The organism is Bacillus sp. SW14 (assembly GCF_047608225.1).
In the GTDB taxonomy this organism is placed as follows: Bacteria; Bacillota; Bacilli; order Bacillales; family Bacillaceae; genus Bacillus; species Bacillus subtilis_G.
In genome coordinates this window covers 4,000,903-4,026,068 of sequence record NZ_JBLKRW010000001.1, presented here as the reverse complement: position 1 = coordinate 4,026,068, position 25,166 = coordinate 4,000,903, and the positions used below count along the sequence as shown (strand labels likewise).

Below are 25,166 nucleotides of genomic sequence, written 5' to 3'. Positions count from 1 at the left end.
AAGCAGTACATGCCAGCCATGTACTGCTTTTTGGTGTTAATTTACTTTTCTTCGCCATTTCCGCTGTTGTTTTCACTCTGGTTTTTCCCATAAACAAAATAGTAACAGCCGCGAGGATAATTGGAATCAAAGCGAGCAAAAAGATGTACGTGATACTTGATGACATCGCGTCAATGATGCGATTCAGGATCATATCAGGAATTTGGGAGCGTGTTCCCGCTTGGAAAATCGTCTGCGGATCGCCGATATTTTGCGCGGCGCCTGAGCCTGCTGAGCCTTTCATACCGCTGAAGGCATCACTCAGATTGTTTGTGAACACGTTTGTTTGCACCGTTCCGAAAATGGTGACGCCCAAGGTCATGCCGAATGACCGCAAAAATGAATTTGTAGAGTTGGCCGTCCCCCGAAAGCGAGGTTCAAGATCGTTCATCGATGCCGCCGGCAGCAGGGAAAAATTAAAGCCTACACCAAAGCCGGTAATCATCATAAAGACTGTCAGCCATACCCGTGCCGTCTCCGGTGTCATATTGGATAAAAGCAGCATGCCGATAAAGAAAGCCGTGACAGATATCAGCATCAAATTGCGGAAGCTTGCCTTCGTTTGGAAGATCCCGCCGATCATGCTTCCGATGACTGATCCAATCATCATCGGCGTCAAAATAAAGCCTGCGCTTGTCGCAGAGCTGCCGTAAACCGCCTGAACGAAAATCGGAATAAATACCGCTAAAATAATAAATGTGCCGCCATACAGGAAAGCGAGAATCTGCGCTGTGGCAAACAATCGGTTTTTAAACATCCAGAAAGAAATGATCGGCTCTTCCGCTTTTCTCTCCACAATAAAAAAGGCAATGAAGAAAACGGCGAACACAATAAACAAGCCAATGATCTGAATCGAATTCCAATCGTATGTTTTGCCGCCAAGCTCAAGGGCGAACATCAGGCATACAATGGATACGACCAAAGTAATCGCGCCGCCCCAGTCAATTTTCTGCTTTCTGTGCTCCAGAGATTCTTTGTAATAGCGAATAATGAAAAACAATGACAATGCGCCGATCGGCACATTGATGTAAAACACCCAGTGCCAGCTGATCGCGTCTGTAATGATCGCGCCTAACAGCGGTCCAAGAACACTGGATAATCCAAATACAGCGCCGAACATGCCGGACATCTTACCGCGTTTTTCCGGCGGAAACAAATCAAAGATAATGGTAAAAGCAATTGGCAGGAGCGCGCCGCCTCCAATACCCTGAATGGCCCGGTAGATGATCAGCTGATTCATCGTCTGTGCAATCCCGCATAAAGCCGACCCGATTAAGAAAAAAATAAGTCCAAACAGGAAAAAGCGTTTTCGGCCGTACATATCGGAAAGCTTGCCGTAAATCGGCATTCCGGCCATGACTGCCACCATATAGGACGCCGTTACCCAAGCGAATTTATCGAAGCTTCCAAGATCGGCTACAATGCTGCCCATCGCGGTGGCAACAATCGTATTGTCCATCGCAGACATCAAGATGCCCAGCAGGAGACCGAGGACCACAAATTTGGTGGAAGCCTGCTTTGCTAATGTTGTGTCCATTTGTTCTACCTCCTCTTACTTTTCTATGTAAGTTCTGATATCATGATAATAGTTTGGTCGTCGAATATCTCGATTATCAAGATAAATTTGATTTTATAGGGAGGATTGTCAGTTGTCAACAAGAAATTCCAGAAGTGAGTTGGAAAGGACTGCCGTTCAGCTTTTTCGGAAATTGGGCACAAGAACGGTTCTGTTTCACCAAGCAGCCGCTCAAGCTCTCGGTCTGTTTCCCACCGATTTAAAATCAGCTGACATCTTAAATGAAGCAGGGCCAATGACGGCTGGAGAGCTGGGGAAAAAGACGGGCCTCAGCACGGGTTCGGTCACGGCGCTTGTTGACCGTCTGGAAAAAGCGGGGTATGTGGCTCGTGAAAAGGACCCTAGTGATCGCCGTAGAGTCATAATTGTCCCATTGACCGCTTCAAAAAAACATGTAAAAGATTTGTTTCGTTCACTGTCGGAGTCTACGATGGATTTATGCCGCGACTATACCGAAGAGGAACTGGAACTCATTTTCAGTTTCGTAGGAAAAGCCGCCGATATTATGGAGGAAGAGCTTGAACGTCTGAAACAGTAAGCGAAATTGTGCATAGCTTGGCCCGTTCCCGAATAAATTGTACAAGTTACGTAAGAGAAGGGAGTACGGGCCGGTGAACATTTTTTTGAGCTATATTGTGCTTGGACTGTCCTTGTCTGCGCCTGTGGGACCAGTGAATGCGGCGCAAATAGACAAAGGAATTAAAAACGGTTTTTGGCATGCGTGGGTTTTTGGTTTAGGCGCCATGACAGCGGACGGACTGTACATGCTTTTTATCTATTTCGGGCTGTCACAGTTTTTGACCGCTCCATTTGTGAAAACGTTTTTGTGGCTCTTCGGCTTTTTTGTTCTGACCTATACCGGAATTGAAACGCTGAAAAATGTCAGAGAACCGATGGATGTGCGAAGCTCACGAGGAAAAGCGTCGTACCAGAAAACATTCGCTTCGGGTTTTCTCATTTCACTGTCAAATCCATTGAGCATCCTGTTTTGGCTTGGGATTTACGGCAGCATACTTGCGAAAACAGCAGAGGCCTACGATATGAATCAGCTTCTCATCTATAGCTCCGGTATCATGATCGGCATTTTAATCTGGGATTTTTGCATGGCGATCACAGCCAGTATGTTCAGAAATCTGCTTCATGAAAAGCTATTAAGAGGATTGACCGGAATCGCTGGTGTGTCTCTCCTTGTATTTGGATGTTACTTTGGTTATCAAGGCATCAAACAGTTATTGGGCTGATTCATCAAGGACAGTCACCTGCCGCTTCTGGTTTTAATATAGTATCCAGATGATACTGGAGGTGGATCAATGTGGATGGGATGTACACCAAAAGTTTTCTGGAACGTAATCAAGAAGAGCTTCTTGAATGGCAAAGAATTGCTTTTGAGCTTCTGGCAGAAACTGTGGCCGATGACGCGGATACGTTTCCATGCATTCCCGGACGGCAGGCGTTTCTGACTGACCAGCTCCGCATTGCGTTTGCCGGAGATCCGCGGGAAAACGGTACGGCGGAGGAACTGGCTCCATTGCTTGCGGAGTACGGAAGGATTTCACGGGACACTGGAAAATACGCATCCCTCGTTGTGCTGTTTGACACACCGGAAGATTTGGCTGAGCACTATTCGATTGAAGCGTATGAAGAGCTGTTTTGGAGCTTTTTAAATAGACTGAGCCATCAAGACAAAAAAGAATGGCCGGAAGACATTCCGGCCGATCCCGAGCATTACAAATGGGAGTTTTGTTTTGACGGCGAGCCGTACTTTATTCTGTGCGCTACACCTGGGCATGAGGCGAGAAGGAGCCGGAGCTTTCCCTTTTTCATGATCACGTTTCAGCCAAGGTGGGTGTTTGAAGAGTTAAATGGATCAACCGCATTTGGCCGCAACATGAGCAGGCTGATCCGCTCGCGTTTAGAAGCCTATGATCAAGCTCCGATTCATCCGCATTTAGGCTGGTACGGAGGAAAAGATAATCGCGAATGGAAACAGTATTTCCTCCGTGACGACGAAAAGCAGGTGTCGAAGTGCCCATTTTCTTATTTGAAGAACATGTTCAACAAAATGAAATAAATCACGAGCTGGCAGGGCGGTCTTTATGTCCCTGCTTTTTTTGATAGATCACTGTAACGACCGCAATAATCGCGAGAAAACCTATACTCACAAAAAAACCGGGCCGGCTTGATTTTTCAAACAATGTGCCGGACACAGCCGCAGCAATCAGAATCGTCGCTGAATAAATTTGCGTTTTCCCCATGCCTTCGGGATCGGTGAGCTTTTTGCTGGAGAACAAGATAAACAGCCAAGTGTATAAAAGCATAAGCCCCGCTGCTGTGGTCATGTGCTCATAAATGTTTTTGGGCAGCACTAAAGACAGTATGATGGATAAAATAAGCCCTGCAAACGTCAGCCCCAGCGCCGGCCAGCATATTTTTTTGCCTTCCTTTAAGGTAAAGCATTTCGGCGCGTCGCCGTCATCAGCCATCGTACAAAGCAATGTCGTAACCGCAAACAGTGAAGCGACGAGGGTCGAGAACCCGGCGATAATGAAAATCCCGTTAAAAATATCGAGAATGATCTTAAGGTTATATCCTTTTAACGACGTAATGAACGGGCTATCCTGCTGTGTAAACGTGTCTAATGGAACCAGCAGCAAAGCCAGTCCGATCGAAATAATATAAATAACCGCCAGTGTCGCCAGCATCAGCTTCCCTGATTTTGACGCTTCCTCTGGTTTTTTTAAGTGAACCGCCATCAGCCCCATGACCTCAATTCCTCCAAAGGCGTAAAACGCGTAGATTAAACCTGTCCACAGCCCCATGGCGCCGTATGGGAAAAATTCACTCGTCTTATTTGGAATCTGTACATCGTGCTTTCCGCCGGATAAGATGCCGCATAATGCCAGGATGGCAATCACAATAAACATAAAAATAGCGGCTGTTTTGATGACTGCCAGTACGTTTTCAGTCTTCTCAAAAACAGACAGCCCGGTGAAAATAATCAGAAGCCCAAGTACCGCGTAGATTGAAGCGAACACCCATAGCGGGACTTGTGGAAACCAATGTTTCGTAAATAGCGAAATGGCTGTCAGCTGGCTTCCGGTAATCAGCATTTCTGATGACCAATACACCCAGCCGTTGCTGAACCCGGCCCATCTGCCGAATGCTTTTCTTGCATACGCGCAAAACGAGCCTTTTTCCGGCTGCTTTGCCGACAGCTTGGCAAGCTGTTCGAATACAAAATACGTGCCGATTGCCCCAATCAGAAATGAAAGCAGAACGGAAAAACCGCTTTTCACTATGGCAATGCTGGAACCGAGAAAAAATCCTGTTCCGATTGTGCATCCTATCCCGATTAATGACAGCTGCCACCAAGCCAAATTTCCTTTTTGCTGGTCTTTTTTTGTTTGACTCATCAATTTCAACCCCTTTTATCTAAGGTTAGATTGCGACCCGCCCGAAGCTTATATACATCGGATTTTTGCCTCTTTTTACATGGAGAAGGCGGCGAACGCCCATACTAATGGAAAAAGGAGCAAAGCAATGACACAGCAATATATTATTGAGCCGAAAAAAGGGCTTGGTCTGAAGCTGAAAAAGGGGCAGATTTTGAAGGTGGTTGATGTAGAAGGGCAGCAGGTAGCAGATTTTGTCGCGTACCATGCCAAAGATTTTTATGAGCACCTTGATCAGGGCGCGACCATTGATGCCAATCATTCTATTCATGTGAAGGTCAATGACCATCTCTACTCCAATCTGTACAAACCGATGCTGACGCTGATTGAGGATACGGTCGGCAAACATGATCTCCTGCTTCCCGCCTGCCGACCTGATATGAACAGGCTGTTATACGGCAAGCAAAAGGATGAGTTTCAGGATACGTGCTATGACAATATGAACCGTGCGCTTGAGCAGTTTGGCGTACCGAAGCCTCACATGCATTACCCGTTTGCGATTTTTATGAATACTGTCCTTGATGAGAAAGGGAACCTGTCTGTGGAAACGCCGCTTTCGAATGCCGGCGATTATGTAAGGCTGAGGGCGGAAACGGATTTGATTGTCGCGTTTTCTTCCTGTCCGATCGAAAAAGGAAAGTGTAATGGAGACTGTGTAACGTCAATACGGGTGGAAGTCAGCTGATCTCTCTTGTTCACTGTAAATGAAGACCTGTGCTATATTTAATAGGGATACATAACGATCATGATTCATTTCAATTCATTTGGGGAAATGATCAAATAAGAAACAGCGATTGTACAGGAGGAATGAGTAGGATGAGTGTGCAGGAAACGATTATGCGCGAATTACATGTGAAGCCTTCAATTGATCCAAAACAAGAAATTGAGGGCCGAATCAACTTTTTAAAACAGTATATTAAGAAAACCGGCGCTAAAGGTTTTGTATTGGGAATCAGCGGCGGCCAGGATTCAACTCTAGCGGGGCGCCTTGCCCAGCTTGCTGTGGAAAGCATTCGCGAAGAGGGCGGAGACGCTCAATTTATCGCGGTCCGTCTTCCGCATGGCACACAGCAGGATGAAGACGATGCCCAGCTCGCTCTGAAATTCATCAAGCCGGACAAATCCTGGAAATTTGACATTCAATCAACAGTCAGCGCTTTTGCAGATCAATATCAGCAAGAGACAGGCGATAAGCTGACAGACTTTAATAAAGGGAACGTAAAAGCGAGAACGAGAATGATTGCTCAATACGCGATCGGCGGCCAAGAAGGCCTTCTTGTGATTGGAACAGACCATGCGGCCGAAGCCGTAACTGGTTTCTTTACGAAATACGGTGACGGAGGCGCTGATCTCCTGCCGCTGACAGGCTTAACAAAGCGTCAGGGAAGAAGCCTGTTAAAAGAGCTGGGTGCACCGGAACGCCTATACTTAAAAGAACCAACTGCCGATCTGCTCGACGAAAAACCGCAGCAGACGGATGAAACAGAGCTTGGCATTTCTTATGAGGAGATTGACGATTATCTCGAAGGAAAAGAAGTATCAGCGAAAGTGTCAGAAGCGCTGGAAAAACGCTACAGCATGACTGAGCATAAACGCCAGGTTCCGGCGTCTATGTTTGATGACTGGTGGAAATAAGACCAAAGAAAGCCCGCTCTCGGAGCGGGCTTTTCAGATTGTTGACAAAGACCTAAAACGGTTTTCGTTTTAGGTCTTTGTCATCTTTTCAGCGTGATTGAAAACCCTTGAAGTCTAGGAATGACGAGCATCGGAGCACAGCGAATGTTAAAATTCGTGAGCACCGACGCGCAGGCCTGACAACGAATGCGAGGGTTTGTCGACACGCTGGAAAGCCCGCTCTCGGAGCGGGCTTTTGTCATGTGCAGGATCTTTATTTGATGCGGATATGATTCAGCTTTACCATCAATCTGTCGGTGAACCTTCGGAGGCTGCCTCTCGTATCAGGGTCTAATGTAAGCTTGGCTTTCGCGGCAATGGTTTCTGCCGCATCCTGAATCGACATGTTGTCTGTTTGGAGGTGATCCGCAAAGACTGGTGATGACAATCCTTCAATGCAGCGGTCGATTTGTTTGGCGGCCCAGGAGTTTTGTCCTTCTGCTCTTGTGCGCAGCCGTTTTAACAAGGTTTCCTTTGAAGCCATTAGTGTAAAGTGGTGAACCGTCTGGCCGTCATGTCTGAGCCTGCCGATGATCTCATTAAAGTATTCAGGGTGTACAATCGTCATAGGCACAATGATGATGCCGCGGTATGTATCGTTCAGGGAGGCAAGCAAGCTATAATTAAATGCCCGCCATAAGGGATAGCTTTGAAAATCGTCCTCCGCGATCTCCGGCGGTATCATAGAGCGCATAGCAAATCCCATTTTCTCAGGATCATACACGTAAGACGGTTTCAGCCTTCTGTGCAGTTCGAAGGCTGTTTGTGTTTTTCCGGAACCGAAAGCCCCGTTTATCCAAATGATCATCTCCATTTCTCCCTTCTCACTTATGATACAAAAAAAGACCCTTCGATCGAAGAGTCAGCAGAACAATAAAAGCAGTGAGCTTAAGAGGTTTTAATGCTTTTTTGCGTCGAAGTATTAAAATATCTGTGGAAATGTTGTACAATGAATGTCATTCAGGCAAAAGCGCCGCCAAAAGGACGGGCAAGCCGGTATCTATATAAATATTCGCAAAATAAGCATATAATGAATATAAAATTTCATTCCTTAGGAGGATTTCGCCGAAGATGAACGCTAAACGAGCCATCCCAGTAAGAGAAAGAAATATCGTCCTGATCGGATTCATGGGTGTAGGAAAAACGACAATCGGCCAATTGGTCGCTAAAAAATTATATAGAGATTTTATCGATATAGACCAAGAGATTGAAAAAGATTTCAATATGTCGATCCCTGAGATGTTTGAGAAAAAGGGTGAAGATTTTTTTCGGAAAACGGAGAAGGAATATATTTTAGACATTTGCCATCATAAACGATTCAAAATCGTATCTCTGGGGGGCGGGTCTTTTAAACAAGAGGAAATCAGAACGTGCTGTCTGGAAAACTGTCTCGTGCTTCATCTAGACCTGTCATGGGAGAACTGGAAGCAGCGCGCGGACTTATTGATCGAGAACCGCCCTGTGCTGCACAACCGTTCAATGGATGACATGGAACAGCTGTTTAACGAAAGAAAAGCCATTTACGACAAACACAATTCAAAAGTCGCAACAGACAACCTTTCTCCTGAAGAGGTCGCCGATTATATTGCGGAGACATTGAAAATCGGCTGGGACCTTTATCAGCCAATGTAAAAGCCGTGCGGAGCGCACGGCTTTTTATCATTTTATACCTTGAATCAAAATCGCTTTTAAGCAAAAGGAGTCGGGCTGTCCGTTTTGATTCAATTTGATACAGAACGTGTCACGTGCTTCGTCTGATGCTTGATGTAAATGGCTGATAATCTGTTTTTCTCGGTCGGCAGGGGTTCCGCCCCGTTTGATCCAGCTTTCGTATTGAATCGGCAAATTCCACTTTTGGACTTCTTGATAGCCCAGCTGATTAGCGGCGAACATCGACTGCCATTCTGATAATGAGCTTTCCCGCACGTGGGAAGGGTCTCGGAGCCGGTTCAAATGATTGACAAACTCATCAAGAATGGGATCTTCAGGCGCGTAATGATCGACCAAGAGAAAACGTCCGTCCTTTTTCAGCACACGTGCAACTTCGCTGACAGCTTTGCGGAGATCTGAAAAATGATGGGCCGCGTACCGGCAGGTAATGAGATCAAATGAATCGTCGGCGAAGGGAAGCGACTCCGCCTTTCCTTGCCGGAAACGTACGTTTTTCGTTCCTTTTTCTTGCGCAAAGGAGGATGCAACTTCTACCATTTCTATCGTCGCATCAACACCGTTGCACTCCTGTACATATGGAGAAAATGCCAGTGCTGTATGGCCGGCACCCGCTCCGATATCCAGCACCCGATGCTCAGCCCGGCATTGCGCCGTTTTGATCATAATACCCAAATCTTCCCCCTCGGCAAATACCTTCTCATCCCGATACATCTCGGCGTTTTTCGAAAACGGCGTTTCATTTGTCATGTCAACCAGCTCCTTTTTTCTGTTTGATGATATGGATTATGTTAGCAATTTCTGTTATGATTCGTCCAAGATATAAAAATGATAAAAACGATAGGTTTAACCTATGGAGGCTGAAATGGATATTAAAGTGATGGAATACGCAGCGGAAATCGCCCGGCGCCAAAGCTTTACAAAGGCGGCGGAGCATCTTCATATCGCTCAGCCATCTCTCAGCCAGCAAATCAAAAAGCTTGAGGCTGAGCTTGGGCTTACCCTTTTCCACAGATCCCACGGCTCTGTTACCCTGACACCCCACGGCCGGCGTTTCATTGAAAAAGCCGAGGACATCATTCGTTCCAGAGATGATTTGCTCCGGGAGATGCAGGAGCGGTCGCAGGGGCTTGGGCATAAGCTTTCCATCGGGATTCCCGCTGTCACGGGGAGATATCTCTTTCCGCCTCTGCTGAAGCAGTTTTTGGCGCGCTATCCTCATGTAGAGGTTCAGCTTGTTGAAAAAGACCCTGCTTCATTAGAGGAAATGACGGCAAAGGGAGAGGTCGACCTTTCTGTTTTGTCCTTGCCGATCGAGGATGAACGGCTTGCCATTACACCCTTGCTCACGGAACCGATTGTTCTCGCGGTGCCTAAGGAAAAACAAAGGTGGATGCCTCCGGAAATGACCGCGCTGATTGAGAAAGCGCTGGAAGGAGAGGAGGGCCGCCAGCCGTCCGTGCCCCTTGAAATGGCGAGGCACGTGCCTTTTATTCTGTTAAAAGAAGGCTTCGGTTTTCGAAGGACAGTTCTCGATCTCTGTGCGGAAAGCGGCTTTAAGCCGAATGCTGCCTTTAAGACGAGCCATATCGAAACCGCGCAATCTCTTGTGGCAAACGGCTTAGGTGTGACAATGGCGCCGAATATGGTCAGAAGGGATAAGGACCCGGGTGTAATCTATTTATCTATTCAATCAGCGCCATCCCGAACCCTTGTCTTTGTATTTTTAAAGAACCGATATGTCAGTCTGACAGCTCAGGCTTTTATGGAAATGAGCCGGGAAAATCTTAAACAAACGTTTGATGAAGGCTGTTTGGAAAACAAAAGTGAAAATATTTAGAAAACGTGGTAGTATAGAATACAAACTAAAACTTATAAAACAAAGGGGAATAATCGGAAATGCAACTATTCGATATGCCGCTCGACCAATTGCAAACGTATAAGCCTGAAAAAACAGCACCGAAAGATTTTTCTGAGTTTTGGAAATCGTCTTTGAATGAACTTGCAAAAGTCCAAGCGGCACCTGATTTACAGCCAGTTGATTATCCTGCTGATGGAGTCAAGGTGTACCGCCTTACGTATAAAAGCTTTGGAAACGCCCGCATTGCCGGATGGTACGCGGTGCCTGACAAGGAAGGCCCGCATCCGGCGATCGTCAAATATCATGGCTACAACGCAAGCTATGACGGTGAGATTCATGAAATGGTGAATTGGGCGCTTCACGGATACGCGGCATTCGGCATGCTTGTCCGCGGGCAGCAGAGCAGCGAGGATACGAGTATTTCTCCGCATGGTCACGCTTTAGGCTGGATGACGAAAGGCATTCTTGATAAAGATACATACTATTACCGCGGCGTTTATTTGGACGCCGTCCGCGCGCTTGAAGTCATCAGCAGTTTTGACGAAGTCGACGAAACAAGAATAGGTGTGACAGGCGGAAGCCAAGGCGGCGGCGTAACAATTGCCGCAGCAGCTCTGTCACACATTCCGAAAGCCGCGGCTGCCGATTATCCTTATTTAAGCAACTTTGAACGGGCCATTGATGTGGCGCTTGAACAGCCGTACCTTGAAATCAATTCCTTCTTCAGAAGAAATGGCAGCCCGGAAACAGAAGAGCAGGCGATGAAGACACTTTCATATTTCGATATTATGAATCTTGCTGACCGAGTAAAGGTGTCTGTCCTGATGTCGATCGGCCTGATTGACAAGGTCACCCCGCCGTCCACCGTGTTTGCCGCCTACAATCACTTGGAGACAGAGAAAGAGCTGAAGGTGTACCGCTACTTCGGGCATGAATATATCCCTGCCTTTCAAACGGAAAAACTTGCTTTCTTTAAGCAGCATCTGAAAGGCTGATAAGCATGAAAAGCCGCCGCACATCATCAGGCGGTTTTTTTCTGCAAACTGCCGGAATGAAACCAGACTGGAGACGAATAGATATGAAACAACGGATCATTGATGAATTAAAACGAATCGAGCAGTCATACGGAGTCAAAATCGTATATGCCGTTGAATCAGGAAGCCGCGCCTTTGGATTCCCGTCCCAGGACAGTGATTACGATGTCCGCTTTATTTATGTGCCGAAAAAGGAATGGTATTTTTCAATTGAGCAGGAGCGTGATGTCATTGAGGAACCGATTCGCGATTTGCTGGATATCAGCGGCTGGGAGCTGAGAAAGACGCTGCGCCTCTTCAAAAAATCAAACCCGCCGCTCCTTGAATGGCTGTCCTCAGACATTGTGTATTACGAAGCATTTACAACCGCAGAGCAGCTAAGAAAGCTGCGGACGGAGGCGTTTAAGCCCGAAGCAAGCGTGTATCACTATATCAATATGGCGAGAAGGAACGTCAAGGATTACCTTCAAGGGCAAGAGGTCAAAATCAAAAAGTATTTCTACGTGCTTCGGCCTATCTTGGCTTGCAAATGGATTGAAAAGCACGGAACCATTCCGCCAATGGATTTTACTGTTTTGATGAATGAACTTGTTACTGATTCTGAGCTGAAGGCAGAAATGGAAACCTTGCTTGAACGGAAAAGAAGAGGCGAAGAGCTTGATCTTGAAGCGCGAATTCATGTTATTCACCAATTTATTGAAACGGAAATCGAAAGAATCATGGAAGCAGCAAAAACGCTGAAAGCAGAACAAAAGGATATGACACCTGAACTGAATCGTTTGCTTTTGAATACGGTTGAAGAAGTGTGGAAGGATGGAGGAAGCTGATGTTTTTTGTCGCTTCCTTTTCCCCTTTATTCGACACGATTCCCCGACTTTCTAACTATCTGATTGTGGTAAATCCACAAAAATAATCAGAATCTTTGTATTTTGAGAATATTGTGAACGTGGGTTTTGTCCATTTACAATTAACTCATACAAATACTTCTTAGATTGCGGGGTGTTGAGGTTGGAAGTGATCACAAGAGATTTTTTCTTATTTTTATCCAAAAGCGGCTTTCTCAATAAAATGGCAAAGAACTGGGGAAGCCGGGTAGCAGCGGGTAAAATTATCGGAGGGAATGATTTTAACAGTTCAATCCCGACGATTCGACAGCTTAACAGCCAAGGCTTGTCAGTTACTGTCGATCATTTAGGAGAGTTTGTAGACAGCGCAGAGGTCGCGCGGGAGCGTACGGAAGAGTGCATTCAAACCATTGCGACGATTGCGGATCAGCAGCTGAACTCACAAGTTTCTTTAAAAATGACGTCTTTAGGTCTCGATATAGATATGGATCTGGTGTATGAAAATATGACGAAAATCCTTCAGACGGCCGAGAAGCATAAAATCATGGTCACCATCGACATGGAAGATGAAGTCAGATGCCAGAAAACACTTGATGTTTTCAAGGATTTCAGAAGGAAATACGAGTATGTGAGCACAGTGCTGCAAGCCTATCTGTACCGGACGGAAAGTGATATTGACGATTTGGATTCTTTAAACCCGTTCCTTCGCCTTGTAAAAGGAGCTTATAAAGAATCACAAAAAGTAGCTTTCCCGGAGAAAAGCGATGTCGATGAAAATTATAAAAAAATCATACGAAAGCAGCTCTTAAACGGTCACTATACAGCGATTGCCACACATGACGACAAAATGATCGACTATACAAAGCAGCTTGCTAAAGAAAATGGCATCGCCAATGACAAGTTTGAATTTCAGATGCTGTACGGCATGCGGTCGCAAACCCAGCTCAGCCTCGTAAAAGAAGGTTATAACATGAGAGTCTACCTGCCATACGGCGAAGATTGGTACGGCTACTTTATGAGACGCCTTGCAGAACGTCCGTCAAACATTGCATTTGCTCTCAAAGGAATGACAAAGAAGTAAAAAAGGAGAGATTATCATGACAACACCTTACAAACACGAGCCATTTACAAATTTCCAGGATCAAAACAATGTAGAAGAGTTTAAAAAAGCGCTTGCGACGGTAAGCGAATATTTAGGAAAAGACTATCCGCTTGTCATTAACGGCGAGAGAGTGGAAACAGAAGCGAAAATCGTTTCGATCAACCCGGCTGATAAAGAAGAAGTCGTCGGCAGAGTGTCAAAAGCTTCTCAAGAGCACGCTGAGCAAGCAATTGAAGCGGCTGCGAAAGCATTCGAGGATTGGAGATACACGTCTCCGGAAGAAAGAGCGGCTGTCCTTTTCCGCGCTGCTGCCAAAGTCCGCAGAAGAAAACATGAATTCTCCGCTTTGCTTGTAAAAGAGGCAGGGAAGCCATGGAACGAGGCAGATGCTGATACAGCTGAAGCGATCGACTTTATGGAATATTATGCACGCCAAATGATCGAACTGGCAAAAGGCAAACCTGTCAACAGCCGTGAAGGCGAGAAAAACCAATATGTATACACGCCGACTGGTGTAACAGTTGTTATTCCGCCTTGGAACTTCTTGTTTGCGATCATGGCTGGCACGACAGTGGCGCCGATCGTTACTGGAAATACAGTTGTTCTTAAACCTGCTAGCGCGACACCTGTCATTGCTGCGAAATTCGTTGAAGTGCTTGAAGAGTCTGGATTGCCGAAAGGTGTAGTCAACTTCGTTCCTGGCAGCGGGGCGGAAGTCGGTGACTACCTTGTTGACCATCCGAAAACTAGCCTTATCACATTTACGGGATCAAGAGAAGTTGGTACGAGAATTTTCGAACGCGCGTCGAAAGTCCAGCCGGGCCAGCAGCACTTAAAACGTGTGATTGCTGAAATGGGCGGAAAAGATACAGTTGTCGTTTGTGAAGATGCAGATGTTGAACTTGCTGCACAATCGATCTTCCAGTCAGCGTTCGGCTTTGCGGGACAAAAATGTTCTGCAGGTTCACGTGCAGTTGTCCATGAAAAAGTGTATGATCAAGTATTGAAGCGTGTCATTGAAATTACGGAATCTAAAGTGACAGCAAAACCTGACAGTGCGGATGTTTATATGGGACCTGTCATTGACCAAGGTTCTTATGATAAAATTATGAGCTATATTGAGATCGGAAAACAGGAAGGGCGTTTAGTAAGCGGCGGCACTGGTGACGATTCAAAAGGATACTTCATCAAACCGACGATCTTCGCTGACCTTGATCCGCAAGCAAGACTCATGCAGGAAGAAATTTTTGGGCCTGTCGTTGCATTTTCTAAAGTGTCAAACTTTGATGAAGCTTTAGAAGTGGCAAACAATACTGAGTACGGTTTGACAGGCGCTGTTATTACAAACGACCGCAAAAACATCGAGCGTGCGAAACAGGAATTCCATGTCGGAAACCTGTACTTCAACCGCAACTGTACAGGCGCTATCGTCGGCTACCATCCGTTCGGCGGCTTCAAAATGTCCGGAACGGATTCAAAAGCAGGCGGGCCGGATTACTTGGCACTGCACATGCAGGCTAAAACGATCAGTGAAATGTTCTAAAGCGGGACTAAATGGGCATCCTCCCTGCGGGGATGTCCATTTCATCCATATACCATAAAAAAGAGGAGGAAGTGCCATAGAAAACACACAGCTGATTATTTCGATTTGTATTTATATGGTGGGGATGCTGCTGATCGGCTACTTTGCTTACAAGCGTACGTCGAATCTGACGGATTACATGCTGGGAGGACGCTCTTTGGGTCCGGCAGTAACCGCTCTCAGTGCCGGCGCTGCCGATATGAGCGGCTGGCTGCTGATGGGGCTGCCGGGCGCTATGTTTTCAACGGGTCTGAGCGGTGTGTGGATTGCGTTCGGACTTTGTCTTGGAGCATGGGCGAACTGGCTCTACGTCGCGCCGCGGCTGAGAACCTATACGGAACAAGCGGGGAATTCCATCACAATTCCCGGATTCCTAGAAAACCGCTTCGGAGATCAAACAAAGCTTCTTAGATTGTTTTCAGGGATTGTGATTTTAGTCTTCTTCACATTTTATGTTTCGTCTGGAATGGTATCCGGCGGTGTTTTATTCAACAGTATTTTGGGGATGGAATATCATACAGGCTTGTGGGTTGTGACTGGTGTTGTTGTGGCATATACTTTGTTTGGCGGCTTTTTGGCAGTCAGCTGGACAGATTTTGTTCAGGGGATCATTATGTTTGCCGCACTCATTCTTGTTCCGATCGTTACGTTTTTCCACACGGGAGGAGCAAGTGAAGCAGTTACTGAAATCCGGTCTGTTGATCCAGATATGTTTAATATTTTCAAAGGAACAAGCGTCCTTGGCATTATTTCTTTGTTTGCATGGGGTTTGGGATACTTTGGACAGCCGCATATCATTGTGCGTTTTATGGCAATAACGTCTGTCAAAGAGATCAAAAAAGCGCGCAGAATCGGAATGGGCTGGATGATGTTGTCGGCAGTCGGCGCTGTGCTGACCGGTTTGGGCGGAATCGCTTATTACCATCAGAATGGCATGACACTGAAGGACCCAGAGACGATCTTTATTCAATTAGGGAATATTTTGTTCCATCCGATTATCACAGGTTTTCTTATATCAGCTATTTTGGCCGCGATTATGAGTACAATTTCTTCCCAGCTGCTTGTGACATCAAGCTCTTTGGTAGAAGATTTGTATAAGTCGATGTTCAGGCGCTCAGCCTCTGATAAAGAGCTGGTGTTTTTGGGCCGTTTGGCTGTGCTTGTGATTTCTGTCATCGCGTTATTCCTAGCTTGGGAGAAAAATAATACGATCCTTGGATTGGTTAGCTACGCGTGGGCTGGCTTCGGCGCATCATTCGGGCCGGTTGTACTGCTCAGTCTGTTTTGGAAACGAATGACTAAATGGGGGGCACTCGCCGGCATGATTGTGGGAGCAGCAACTGTAATCATTTGGGCGAATGCCGGTCTTTCGGATTTTCTGTATGAAATCATACCTGGTTTTGCTGCGAGCCTATTATCTGTCTTTATCGTCAGTATATTGACGCAGGCTCCGTCACAAGCTGTCGCAGACCAGTTTAAAGACTACCAAGATACAATGTCACAATAAAGATCGAAAGGAGGAGGAAGGGGCTGTCCCTTTTTCCTCTTTTCTCCTTTTAAACGGGCCGTTTTTTTCTTTTGGAAACAAACGTATTTTTTTTCTATACAAATAGACCCCGTATGGATATGATTAAAGTAAAAAAAAGTATAGGAGAAAAAGGTATGGAAGAGCTTTTAGAGAGAGTTTTTTCATTTTCAGATGTTGATAAGCTGATTGACTTCATCAGTTATGAACTGCAAAAACCAGTCATACTGGAAAGCGCAGATTTCTTTTTGTTAGCCTATAATTCTTACTATATTAACCATTTTGATTCTGCCAACCAGCAGACTATTTTTTCAAAAAAATGCCCGGTTCAGATTTTTGAGAGATTTCTGAAGGATGGAGTCATTGAAAAACTGAAAACAGAACCTGAGCCTTTTCGCGTCAATAAAATTGAAAGCATTGGGTTAAACCAGAGAGTGGTCGTGAGTGCGAAACACAAAGGGGATGTCATGGGCTACATCTGGGTTCAGGAGCTGGACCAAAATCTGACGGAAGAAGAACTCGACTTTTTGTATGAGACCTCTTTCCATGTCGGGAAAATCATTTATAAAACGAACAAGCTGAAACAGGAAAAGGAAGAAAAAGCAGAAGATCTTGTCAAACGGGCGATCTATCAGCAATTTACCTCTGAGAAGGAACTCAAACGGGAAGCCGAAAGGATTAACACCGTGCTGCCTTCCATGTTTTCAGTTGTCATCCTGCACGCCGCGAATGGGGATGGGGAAGCGGTTGAGGATTTAAAGGAAAATATCAGGTCGTACCTAAATTTACGGGATAAAGTCAGTCATGTCTTAACGATTGATTCAAATATTGTCATCGTCGTAGCGAGTTTTTCCCAAAAAAGCTCCGTCTCCTCGGCAGCTTCTGAATTTATTAACAAGCTGTTAACACATTTTCACTTTCAAAGAATTCCCACCCCTATTTATATCGGTATCGGAAACGAATATGATCATCTTTTAAAGCTTGGCAAGAGCTACACAGAAGCGCTTGAAGTGATCAAAGCCGCGGAAATCACCGGCAATCAGGAAAACATTCCATATGAATATGCAAAACTCGGCATTTACCGTTATTTAGAAAGCATTGAACAGAAAAATAAATTTTTAAAATACGAGAATAAGGATTTGGCTTTATTAAAAGCGAAAGACCAAGAAAGCAGCACCGAGCTGCTAAAAACGCTGGAAATCTATCTTCTCAACAACTGCAAAACAAAACCAGCAGCAGAACAGCTGTTTATTCACCAGAATACATTGAATTACCGCATCAAACAGATTACTGAAATGACGTCGATTAATTTAAGCGATTTTAGGACACGATGCCAGCTCTATCTCGATTTGATGCTGATGAAATAAAACAGACTATTTAATAGAGTTCTTCTGCCAGTTTGTTAATAGAATATATATAGAGTATTTTTTCTTATAATCCATTATCTATATATGGGATAATTAGGTTGTGGTTGAACGGGTGAGCGCGCTGTCATTCAATCTACATTAAAAAAGAAGGAGTGGATCAGTTATGGTGAAAAAAGGTCTCATGAGTGCAGCTTTAATAGCAGCATTAGCATTATCGACTGGACAAGCAGCATCAGCAGCAGGTGCAGCAACAAGTGGCGAGGTTGATTTAACTAATACGCCTCTGAAAAACTCTGAAGTAACCCCATTTGAAAATGAAGATGTTGGCGGAGGAAACTGGGATTACGGTACAGCTGGTTATTTTGATTGGGGATTTAAAAAGAAAGTTTGGTCAAATTATTATCACAAAGATAAGGCCCATGCTTCATCATGTGCTCTAGGGACAAGAACTAATTCAAGCGGTAAAACTAAAGCAGGAACAACCTCATACTCCAATTTGTCAGGCGGCGCAACAGATGCTAAGACAAAGGCCAATTGGAAAACTTACTAATATAAAATTTTGATAAGGATATCATCGAAAACTAGAGAGAGTTTTCGATGATTCTCCTTTTTATAAAGGAGTTTTTTTTGTGAGAAAAATTGTGATTTTATTTCTAGTGATTTCTTCACTGTTCTCCTTTTTGATTTCCTTTAGGGAAACCGCAAATAAACAAATTGAAGAAATGGAACAGCTAGATAGTTCTGTCGGAAAACCTTTTACTATTCCTGATGATCCCTTACTAAATGACCCTAAAGAAATGATCGAACTAATTATGAGTAGTTCTAAGAAATATAAAACTAATATTTTTCGGCCGGCTACTAATTTCTCTACAAACGATAAAGTGGAAATTTCTAAATATGTATTGTTAACGCAACAAACTGACTATTTTAATGGCATTGAACTCTCACAAGGGAAATTTTTAAGTAAGTTGGATACTCAATCTAAAAATTTTTACATAAGTACGCAAAAATCAAAGGATAAAAATCAGATAGGACAAATAGAAAAATTCGGTATCACTTCTGAAATAACAATTAAACCACTAAAAAACTCATTTGATTATCTTCCTGTAAACGGTACATATTATGCTGAAATTAAAGGTAAGTATTCTTTTGAAGATTTTTTAAAGGGATTTGTTAATGAGATAAATGAAAAATTTGATTCAACGTTTGAAATAAATGACTTTTTACGAACTCGAGAAGTTAATGATAGTTATGCGAAAATCTCTACCTCATCATTACAACAGTACAACTATTTGATTCTTATTGTAACATTGTTTCTTCTTATTTATTATATCGTGAATGAGTCAAAAACAATAGGTGTTTTAAAATTACATGGGTATTCTAATTTAAGAATTTGGTTTCAAATAGTAGGGAAATTATTAATATTTACTTTTTGTTTTTCCTTGTTATTATCAATCATATGTACAATTTTCTTACCTGGTTCTACCTTTTCTTTTATTATGAATACCATCATGAAACAAATTATTAATTATTTGATTATAGGCTCATTATCAATACTTACTTATTTTTATATAAGAAAGGTAAAAGTTAATCTAGCAATAAAGAATAAGAAAGATACAAATAGCATCTTTATTTTTAATTCTATTTTAAAAATAGTTTGTTCGATCTTAATAATTGTGATAGGTAGTTCAACTTTAAATCAATATAGTGAAGTGAAAAAAAAACAATCTCATTTAGATGATTGGAAGGTTAGTAAAGATTATGGGGTTTTCAATCCTTTGTATATAGGCCATGATATTGAGGATGTTAATAACGGAAAGCCACAACTTACGAATGACATTGATAATATTTACCCTATTTTGAACAAAATGGGGGCTCTCTTAATAGATACAAGAGAATATGAAGAGGAATTTATTCGATTAAACTCTCGCTATAAGGGAATCAGGTCTATCATTGTAAATGATAATTATTTAAAACAATTTCCTGTATATAACTCAGAAAAACAACCAATATCAATCAATGAGAGAGAAAAAAGATTAATATTACTTGTCCCAGAGAAATATAAACAACAAAGAGAAAAAATAATAAAATTTTTTAAAGAAGATAGAAAAGAATCTGCAGTAGCTTATGATGAAGAGTTTTTAGGGAGATATGTACCAAAGTATTTAAAAGAACCTAAAATACATATTATTTGGACAGCTAGTGACCAGAAAATTTTTAGTTTTAACCCAGAAGTTTTTAAAGCTGAGGATAATTTAATTATAGATCCTATTATACAAGTTGTTACAGAGAATAATAGCTTGGTAGGTGACAGAAATACAATTTTAGGAAATGGAAGTCGAGATCCACTTAAAATAAAATTAAATGATAGAGATTCAAAAAAGACAATGAATATATTAGAGCCATATTTAAAAAAATATCATCTTGATGATAATTTGAAGTACTTGGTCTCTTTAAATCAATATGCATTGAATGAAATCAAGGAGTTGCATAGCGAAATTAGCTCACTGTTAGCTTTAGCTGCTGTATTAGCTGTCGCTTTGGTACTTCTTATCGTGCAAAATTCTGTAATATACTTCAATAAGAAGCAACAAAAGTTTGTAGTCTATAGGTTGTTTGGTATTGGTTTTTTTAGAACATATAAAGATTATATGACCTTGTTTTTCATACTATGGCTCATTCAATTTATATCTTGTATTGTTGTCAAAAGAGGAATAACTTTAAACCTATTAATTTGTATTGTATTTCTTTTAATTTTAGAATTGGTTACTTCGATAATTGCATTAATTATTATAGAACGAAGAAACAAGATTAAAGTTATGAAAGGAGGTTTCTAATTAATTGAGTTATCTTATGGAATTACAAAATATAAGAAAAGCTTACGGGAAACATGTTGTATTGGAAAACGTCAACATTGTTATAGAACAAGGGGAAATGGTTGCAATTACAGGTAGCAGTGGTTCCGGAAAAACAACAATACTTAATATTATGGGTATGCTCGAAAAGCCAGATGGTGGGATTGTTAAAATACTTGGGGATGTTGCTCCGAGAATTGGTTCTGGAAGAGCCAATGAATTGTTGCGTTCTAAAATATCATATTTGTTTCAAAATTACGCCTTGATTGATAATGCTAGTATCAGTGCGAATTTAGATGTCCCATTAACTTATAAAAAGTTAAAGAGAGAAGAAAAGGAAAAATTGAAGATTGAGGTTCTTGAAAAAGTGGGTTTGCAAAAAGTGTCCTTAACACAAAAAGTCCATGAGCTTTCTGGGGGCGAACAACAGAGATTAGCAATAGCAAGAATCATATTAAAACCATGTGATATTATTCTTGCAGATGAACCGACAGGATCTTTAGATGCAAATAATCGCAATGAAATTATCACCCTTTTAAAAGAATTAAATCAGATGAATAAAACAATAGTAATAGTGACTCATGATCCTTATGTGTCAAATCAATGCAGTCGAGTGATCAATCTTAATTGATTAATATGTATAAGATAAAGTAATATAAAATATGTAAGTAGATTTGAGGAACCAATATTCTTTGGTTCCTCAAATCTTTTTAAAATCCTCTGTAAACATAAGGATCATCAGGCTTTTTAATGGTGTTCCAGTCGGTCACTTTCACAACAGGCAGCGTTGATTTGAAAGGCTGATAATATTCTGAGGCCAGCGTGCCCTTAATATGAATCCATTCATCATCCTTGATGTTGATGTCCTTCGGAAACTCCACAAGCATCCCGTAAACGCCGGAATCAGCGATACAGTGAATGACGCCAAACCTCAACACGAACAGCTGGTTTTTGTTAATCGCATTTCCTTTATACGCAAATCCATGAAAATCAATCGTCCGTCCGAGAAATTCACCAGGATAGTTATATATGGTTTCCATGCCTTTTAGGAAATCATCATCGGTCAGCGAAATCTCTTTCTTGCTGGAATATTTCTTAAACAGCTGTTTCATCTGTTTGTCATAGCTGTCTTGCGCGTAGTAAAGGCTGGCATCAGGCCGCAAATACTGTGTTTGCGAGTAATGGTCTCCGCTCTCCATCGCCTTAAATGAGAACCCTTTTGTTTTGACAATGGATGAGTCAAGCGTCGCAATCGGGAAGAAAATGCCCGACACTAAAGGGAAAAGAAAAACAACATAAATCAAATAACGCTGATAAAATGGCTTGTTTTGTTCATGCTCGTGATCATGGCCGCACCCGCAATCATGATCATGGTGATGCCCGCCTTTTTCAGGCGACTTGATAAATACATATGCTTGAACGGCTGTCAGAATGGCCAGCAGGAAGATCGCAATAAAGGAAAGATAGGAATATTTCATATTGATATATTTTGTAAGATTTCCTGAGGCATGCAGATGATAAAAGAAAAACGTAAATCCCATCAGCACCAATAGTCGAAACATCCAATCACCCCTTTACCAGTAGTGATCCCGCTAAGACGAGCACGACAATGTACGTAATCAGCAGGAAAACAAATCGTTTTTTGAAGGCCGCAAGCATCATCAATAGATTCTTAATATCCACCATCGCACCAAAGACGAGAAAGGCGATTAACGATCCTAATGAAAATGTGCTGCTGAAGGAAGACGCGATGAACGCATCAACTTCTGAACAGAGCGACAAGACAAACGCCAGCCCCATCATCACAAGGGAAGAGGATACATCATTCTGCCCGATCGCAAGCAGAGTGGATGTTTTGACATACGTCTGCATAGCGGCTGCGATAAAGGCCCCGATAATTAAATATTTCCCCACGGAGAAAAATTCTTCAATGGCATGACGCAAGGTCCCTCCCAGCTTTTGCAGCAGGGTGTGGTGATGACGGTGGTGATGCCCGGGTTCATGAGGCTTTAAAAGCTGGTTATCTTTAAATTGATAGGATAAGATAATCCCAATGATCACCGAAACCGCGAGCGCCAGTCCGCCCCGATAAAAGACAACGCTCAATCTGTTCCCGAACGCAATAAAAGTAGAAAATAAGACGATTGGATTGATGATCGGCGCGGTCAGCATGAAAGCAACGCCCGCATGCAGAGGAACCCCCTTTAACAGAAGCCGCCTCGTAATCGGGATAATGCCGCACTCGCAGGCGGGAAATAAAACGCCGGCCAGCGCGCCGAATAAAACGGCGAGAAAGCGGTTCTTTGGCATGATCCTTGCAATCATTTCTTCAGAAACAAACATTTGAATGATTCCGGAAAGGATGACGCCGATCAGAATAAACGGAATGGCTTCTATTAAAATGCTGATAAAAATAGAATTCAGCTGAAGAAAAGATGATTGTGCTGTCACAATAAAACCTCCGCTCATGTTAAGCTGCCTTTTATCATATCAGAAAAAAGGCACTGCTTGTTTGACGGAGGAGGAGGAAAAATCGTTTCACTTTGTTTAGGATTCTAAAAATTCGAATATGATTCTATCTGTTTCAGCAGCTTCTTTCCCGAGCCAAATCAGGTGTCCCCATGAGTGAAGCAAATGGAGAGCAGCGTCAGGAATGTGTTTTTTTGCATAATGTGCATGTGACTTGTTGATAAATCCATCATAAACACTTTGCATAATCAGTACGGGGCACGAGATGGCATGCAGCTCCTTTGAAGAGATAGCGGCGGTTTGTGACAAGTCTAGCAGAAATCCGTCACCGGAGCGCTGCCGGCTGTTCATTTTCCGAAATGCTTCAATGTCTTTTTCATCCATCATGGTCTTGATTCTCTGAAACGAAAGCGTGCTGAATTGCGGACTCATGGCTTTGAACATCAAACGCGGGAAGGCGTTATTCAAATAAGAAATCAGCTTCCATATCCACTTTTCCACCGGCGGGCGAAAGAGGATTTTTCCCATTTTATATTCAGCGTCTTTTGGAGTGAGCCATTCTTTGGTGACCGCGGATTGCAGGGTCAGAGTGTTCACCCTTTCCGGATATTGTGAGGCAAAGCTTATGCCGCTCGGCCCTCCTGCTGAGATGGCTATGACATGGACACTGTCGATTTGTAAATGATCTAATAGTTTTACATAGAAACGACAGGCGTCAGCAAGACTTTTTCCAATCTCTTTTGACGTTCGTCCGTAACCGGGCCTTGAAGGCGTGATGATGGAATACCCATGCTCAATCAGCGCTGTGTACCCGAATTCCTCATAACAATTTGAATGCCCGCCATGCATGACAAGAATGGGAGCTCCCTTGCCTGTAACAGAATATTCTAGTGTATGTCCTTCGAAAGTGATCGTTTCAACTCGTCTTTTCATCTGTTTCTCCCATTTGTTTTTCTGCCTATTATAGGGTTTTAAACAATTTATCACAAGGAGCAGAAATGAATAAACACAGGCTCGTGAAATATGATATACTTTTTATTGATATTCATTCTCAATTAAAATGATTTTGATATAGATGTGAACGGGAGGCAGGACGGATGGCTGAGAATCAACAGGTGTATGACGTCACAATTATAGGCGGGGGGCCGATCGGGCTGTTTACGGCTTTTTACTGCGGGATGCGGGAGCTGAAAACGAAAGTAATCGAATTTTTGCCGCGGCTCGGAGGGAAGGTATCTTTATTCTTTCCTGAGAAAATCATTCGGGATATCGGCGGAATACCGGGGGTTGCGGGAAAGCAGCTGATCGAGCAGCTGAAGGAGCAGGCGGCGACGTTTGATCCTGACATCGTGCTGAATCAGCGCGTGACCGGTTTTGAACGTCTTGATGACGGCACTATTGTGCTGACAGGTTCTGAAGGAGAAAAGCATTATACACGAACCGTCATTTTAGCTGTCGGCATGGGAACGCTTGAGGTCAATGAGTTTGACAGTGAGGATGCAACCCGGTACGCGGGCAAAAATCTTCATTATGGAGTGGAGAAGCTTGATGCGTTTAAAGGCAAGCGGGTCGTCATATCAGGCGGCGGAGATACTGCGGTCGATTGGGCTAATGAGCTGGAACCGATTGCGGCTTCTGTGACTGTCGTTCATCGGCGTGAGGAATTCGGCGGAATGGAAAGCAGCGTGACGAAGATGAAGCAATCATCGGTGCGGGTGCTCACTCCTTATCGTCTGGAGCAGCTGAGAGGCGATGAGGAGCGTATCCAAAACGTGACTGTTTGTCATAATGCGTCAGGCCAGATGGAAGACATAGAGGTTGACGAGCTGATCGTTAATCATGGTTTCAAAATTGATCTCGGGCCAATGAAGGAGTGGGGGCTGGAGATTGAAGAAGGCAGGGTGAAAGCTGACAGACATATGCGGACGAATCTTCCGGGTGTGTTTGTGGCGGGTGACGCGGCTTTTTATGAAAGCAAGCTGAGATTAATTGCCGGCGGCTTTACGGAAGGCCCGACAGCGGTCAACAGCGCGAAGGCTTATTTGGATCCTAAGGCCGAGAATATGGCGATGTATTCAACCCATCACAAAAAATTGGTGCATAAATAAAACAGCCCT

At 43.4% G+C, this 25,166-nt stretch carries 23 protein-coding genes and 1 pseudogene; 17 read left to right on the top strand and 7 right to left on the bottom strand.

Going from position 1 to position 25,166, the window contains the following annotated elements:
- Positions 1-43: 43 nt before the first annotated feature.
- Positions 44-1,576: pseudogene (bmr3, locus tag ACMX2I_RS20300) on the bottom strand (multidrug efflux MFS transporter Bmr3); the annotation flags it as partial.
- A 112-nt stretch (positions 1,577-1,688) separates the two neighbouring features.
- Between bmr3 and ACMX2I_RS20295 the strand changes: the two are divergent.
- The 3 genes from ACMX2I_RS20295 to ACMX2I_RS20285 all read left to right on the top strand — a co-directional run bounded on the left by ACMX2I_RS20295 (position 1,689) and on the right by ACMX2I_RS20285 (position 3,686).
- Positions 1,689-2,153, top strand: a complete 465-nt coding sequence (locus tag ACMX2I_RS20295) for a MarR family transcriptional regulator (RefSeq protein WP_414958165.1) — start codon at positions 1,689-1,691, stop codon at positions 2,151-2,153.
- Positions 2,154-2,226: 73 nt separating this feature from the next.
- Positions 2,227-2,856: a LysE family translocator gene (locus ACMX2I_RS20290; RefSeq protein ID WP_010331361.1), complete on the top strand. Its 630-nt coding sequence runs from the start codon at positions 2,227-2,229 to the stop codon at positions 2,854-2,856.
- Between the two features lie 80 nt (positions 2,857-2,936).
- Positions 2,937-3,686, top strand: a complete 750-nt coding sequence (locus ACMX2I_RS20285) for a YqcI/YcgG family protein (protein ID WP_414958369.1) — start codon at positions 2,937-2,939, stop codon at positions 3,684-3,686.
- 1 nt (position 3,687) lies between these two features.
- Here ACMX2I_RS20285 and ACMX2I_RS20280 read toward each other — a convergent pair whose 3' ends face one another.
- Entirely contained in the window at positions 3,688-5,028 is a 1,341-nt protein-coding gene (locus ACMX2I_RS20280; RefSeq protein ID WP_394716466.1) for an amino acid permease, read from the bottom strand.
- A 127-nt stretch (positions 5,029-5,155) separates the two neighbouring features.
- Between ACMX2I_RS20280 and ACMX2I_RS20275 the strand changes: the two genes are divergently transcribed.
- Together ACMX2I_RS20275 and nadE are read left to right on the top strand one after the other, a co-directional pair.
- The gene (locus ACMX2I_RS20275) at positions 5,156-5,752 is read left to right on the top strand and encodes a DUF1989 domain-containing protein (protein WP_414958164.1); all 597 of its coding nucleotides are present in this window, start codon (positions 5,156-5,158) and stop codon (positions 5,750-5,752) included.
- Positions 5,753-5,883: 131 nt separating this feature from the next.
- Positions 5,884-6,702: an ammonia-dependent NAD(+) synthetase gene (nadE, locus tag ACMX2I_RS20270; RefSeq protein WP_414958163.1), complete on the top strand. Its 819-nt coding sequence runs from the start codon at positions 5,884-5,886 to the stop codon at positions 6,700-6,702.
- Positions 6,703-6,955: 253 nt separating this feature from the next.
- On the opposite strand, the gene tmrB is transcribed toward nadE, so the two are convergent.
- Complete coding sequence (gene tmrB, locus ACMX2I_RS20265) at positions 6,956-7,549, bottom strand: tunicamycin resistance ATP-binding TmrB (RefSeq protein ID WP_414958162.1); 594 nt, start codon at positions 7,547-7,549, stop codon at positions 6,956-6,958.
- A 263-nt stretch (positions 7,550-7,812) separates the two neighbouring features.
- Here tmrB and ACMX2I_RS20260 point away from each other — a divergent pair, with 263 nt between their 5' ends.
- Complete coding sequence (locus tag ACMX2I_RS20260; protein ID WP_087993140.1) at positions 7,813-8,373, top strand: shikimate kinase; 561 nt, start codon at positions 7,813-7,815, stop codon at positions 8,371-8,373.
- Between the two features lie 27 nt (positions 8,374-8,400).
- On the opposite strand, the gene ACMX2I_RS20255 is transcribed toward ACMX2I_RS20260, so the two are convergent.
- A complete protein-coding gene (locus ACMX2I_RS20255) occupies positions 8,401-9,159 on the bottom strand; it encodes a class I SAM-dependent methyltransferase (RefSeq protein WP_414958161.1) in 759 nt (252 codons plus the stop codon).
- A gap of 115 nt (positions 9,160-9,274) precedes the next feature.
- On the opposite strand from ACMX2I_RS20255, the gene ACMX2I_RS20250 reads away from it, so the two are divergent.
- The 10 genes from ACMX2I_RS20250 to ACMX2I_RS20205 all read left to right on the top strand — a co-directional run bounded on the left by ACMX2I_RS20250 (position 9,275) and on the right by ACMX2I_RS20205 (position 21,211).
- Positions 9,275-10,249, top strand: a complete 975-nt coding sequence (locus tag ACMX2I_RS20250) for a LysR family transcriptional regulator (RefSeq protein ID WP_414958160.1) — start codon at positions 9,275-9,277, stop codon at positions 10,247-10,249.
- A gap of 59 nt (positions 10,250-10,308) precedes the next feature.
- Complete coding sequence (gene cah, locus ACMX2I_RS20245) at positions 10,309-11,265, top strand: cephalosporin C deacetylase (RefSeq protein WP_414958159.1); 957 nt, start codon at positions 10,309-10,311, stop codon at positions 11,263-11,265.
- Between the two features lie 83 nt (positions 11,266-11,348).
- The gene (locus ACMX2I_RS20240; protein WP_414958368.1) at positions 11,349-12,131 is read left to right on the top strand and encodes a nucleotidyltransferase domain-containing protein; all 783 of its coding nucleotides are present in this window, start codon (positions 11,349-11,351) and stop codon (positions 12,129-12,131) included.
- A 187-nt stretch (positions 12,132-12,318) separates the two neighbouring features.
- Positions 12,319-13,230, top strand: coding sequence for a proline dehydrogenase PutB (gene putB / locus ACMX2I_RS20235; protein WP_087993185.1), 912 nt, complete (start codon positions 12,319-12,321; stop codon positions 13,228-13,230).
- A gap of 16 nt (positions 13,231-13,246) precedes the next feature.
- Positions 13,247-14,794, top strand: coding sequence for an L-glutamate gamma-semialdehyde dehydrogenase (pruA, locus tag ACMX2I_RS20230; protein ID WP_394716458.1), 1,548 nt, complete (start codon positions 13,247-13,249; stop codon positions 14,792-14,794).
- Between the two features lie 91 nt (positions 14,795-14,885).
- Positions 14,886-16,340 (top strand): sodium/proline symporter PutP, encoded by a 1,455-nt coding sequence (putP, locus tag ACMX2I_RS20225; RefSeq protein ID WP_414958367.1) that lies wholly within the window; start codon positions 14,886-14,888, stop codon positions 16,338-16,340.
- A gap of 155 nt (positions 16,341-16,495) precedes the next feature.
- The gene (gene putR, locus ACMX2I_RS20220; protein ID WP_414958158.1) at positions 16,496-17,725 is read left to right on the top strand and encodes a proline utilization transcriptional regulator PutR; all 1,230 of its coding nucleotides are present in this window, start codon (positions 16,496-16,498) and stop codon (positions 17,723-17,725) included.
- Positions 17,726-17,888: 163 nt separating this feature from the next.
- Positions 17,889-18,275: a lactococcin 972 family bacteriocin gene (locus tag ACMX2I_RS20215; protein ID WP_414958157.1), complete on the top strand. Its 387-nt coding sequence runs from the start codon at positions 17,889-17,891 to the stop codon at positions 18,273-18,275.
- A gap of 79 nt (positions 18,276-18,354) precedes the next feature.
- Positions 18,355-20,562 carry a bacteriocin-associated integral membrane family protein gene (locus tag ACMX2I_RS20210; RefSeq protein WP_414958156.1) on the top strand — a complete coding sequence of 736 codons (2,208 nt, stop codon included), beginning with the start codon at positions 18,355-18,357 and terminating at the stop codon, positions 20,560-20,562.
- 4 nt (positions 20,563-20,566) lie between these two features.
- Complete coding sequence (locus tag ACMX2I_RS20205; RefSeq protein WP_414958155.1) at positions 20,567-21,211, top strand: ABC transporter ATP-binding protein; 645 nt, start codon at positions 20,567-20,569, stop codon at positions 21,209-21,211.
- Between the two features lie 79 nt (positions 21,212-21,290).
- Here the strand turns inward: ACMX2I_RS20205 and ACMX2I_RS20200 are convergent, their stop codons facing one another.
- From ACMX2I_RS20200 to ACMX2I_RS20190, 3 genes are all read right to left on the bottom strand, one after another.
- Positions 21,291-22,142, bottom strand: coding sequence for a TIGR03943 family putative permease subunit (locus ACMX2I_RS20200; RefSeq protein ID WP_414958154.1), 852 nt, complete (start codon positions 22,140-22,142; stop codon positions 21,291-21,293).
- Between the two features lie 4 nt (positions 22,143-22,146).
- Complete coding sequence (locus tag ACMX2I_RS20195) at positions 22,147-23,031, bottom strand: permease (protein WP_414958153.1); 885 nt, start codon at positions 23,029-23,031, stop codon at positions 22,147-22,149.
- Between the two features lie 96 nt (positions 23,032-23,127).
- The gene (locus tag ACMX2I_RS20190; RefSeq protein ID WP_394716454.1) at positions 23,128-23,982 is read right to left on the bottom strand and encodes an alpha/beta fold hydrolase; all 855 of its coding nucleotides are present in this window, start codon (positions 23,980-23,982) and stop codon (positions 23,128-23,130) included.
- Positions 23,983-24,146: 164 nt separating this feature from the next.
- On the opposite strand from ACMX2I_RS20190, the gene ffoR reads away from it, so the two are divergent.
- On the top strand, positions 24,147-25,157 hold the full coding sequence (gene ffoR, locus ACMX2I_RS20185) for a ferredoxin--NADP(+) reductase (protein WP_414958152.1): 1,011 nt from the start codon (positions 24,147-24,149) through the stop codon (positions 25,155-25,157).
- Positions 25,158-25,166 lie beyond the last annotated feature (9 nt).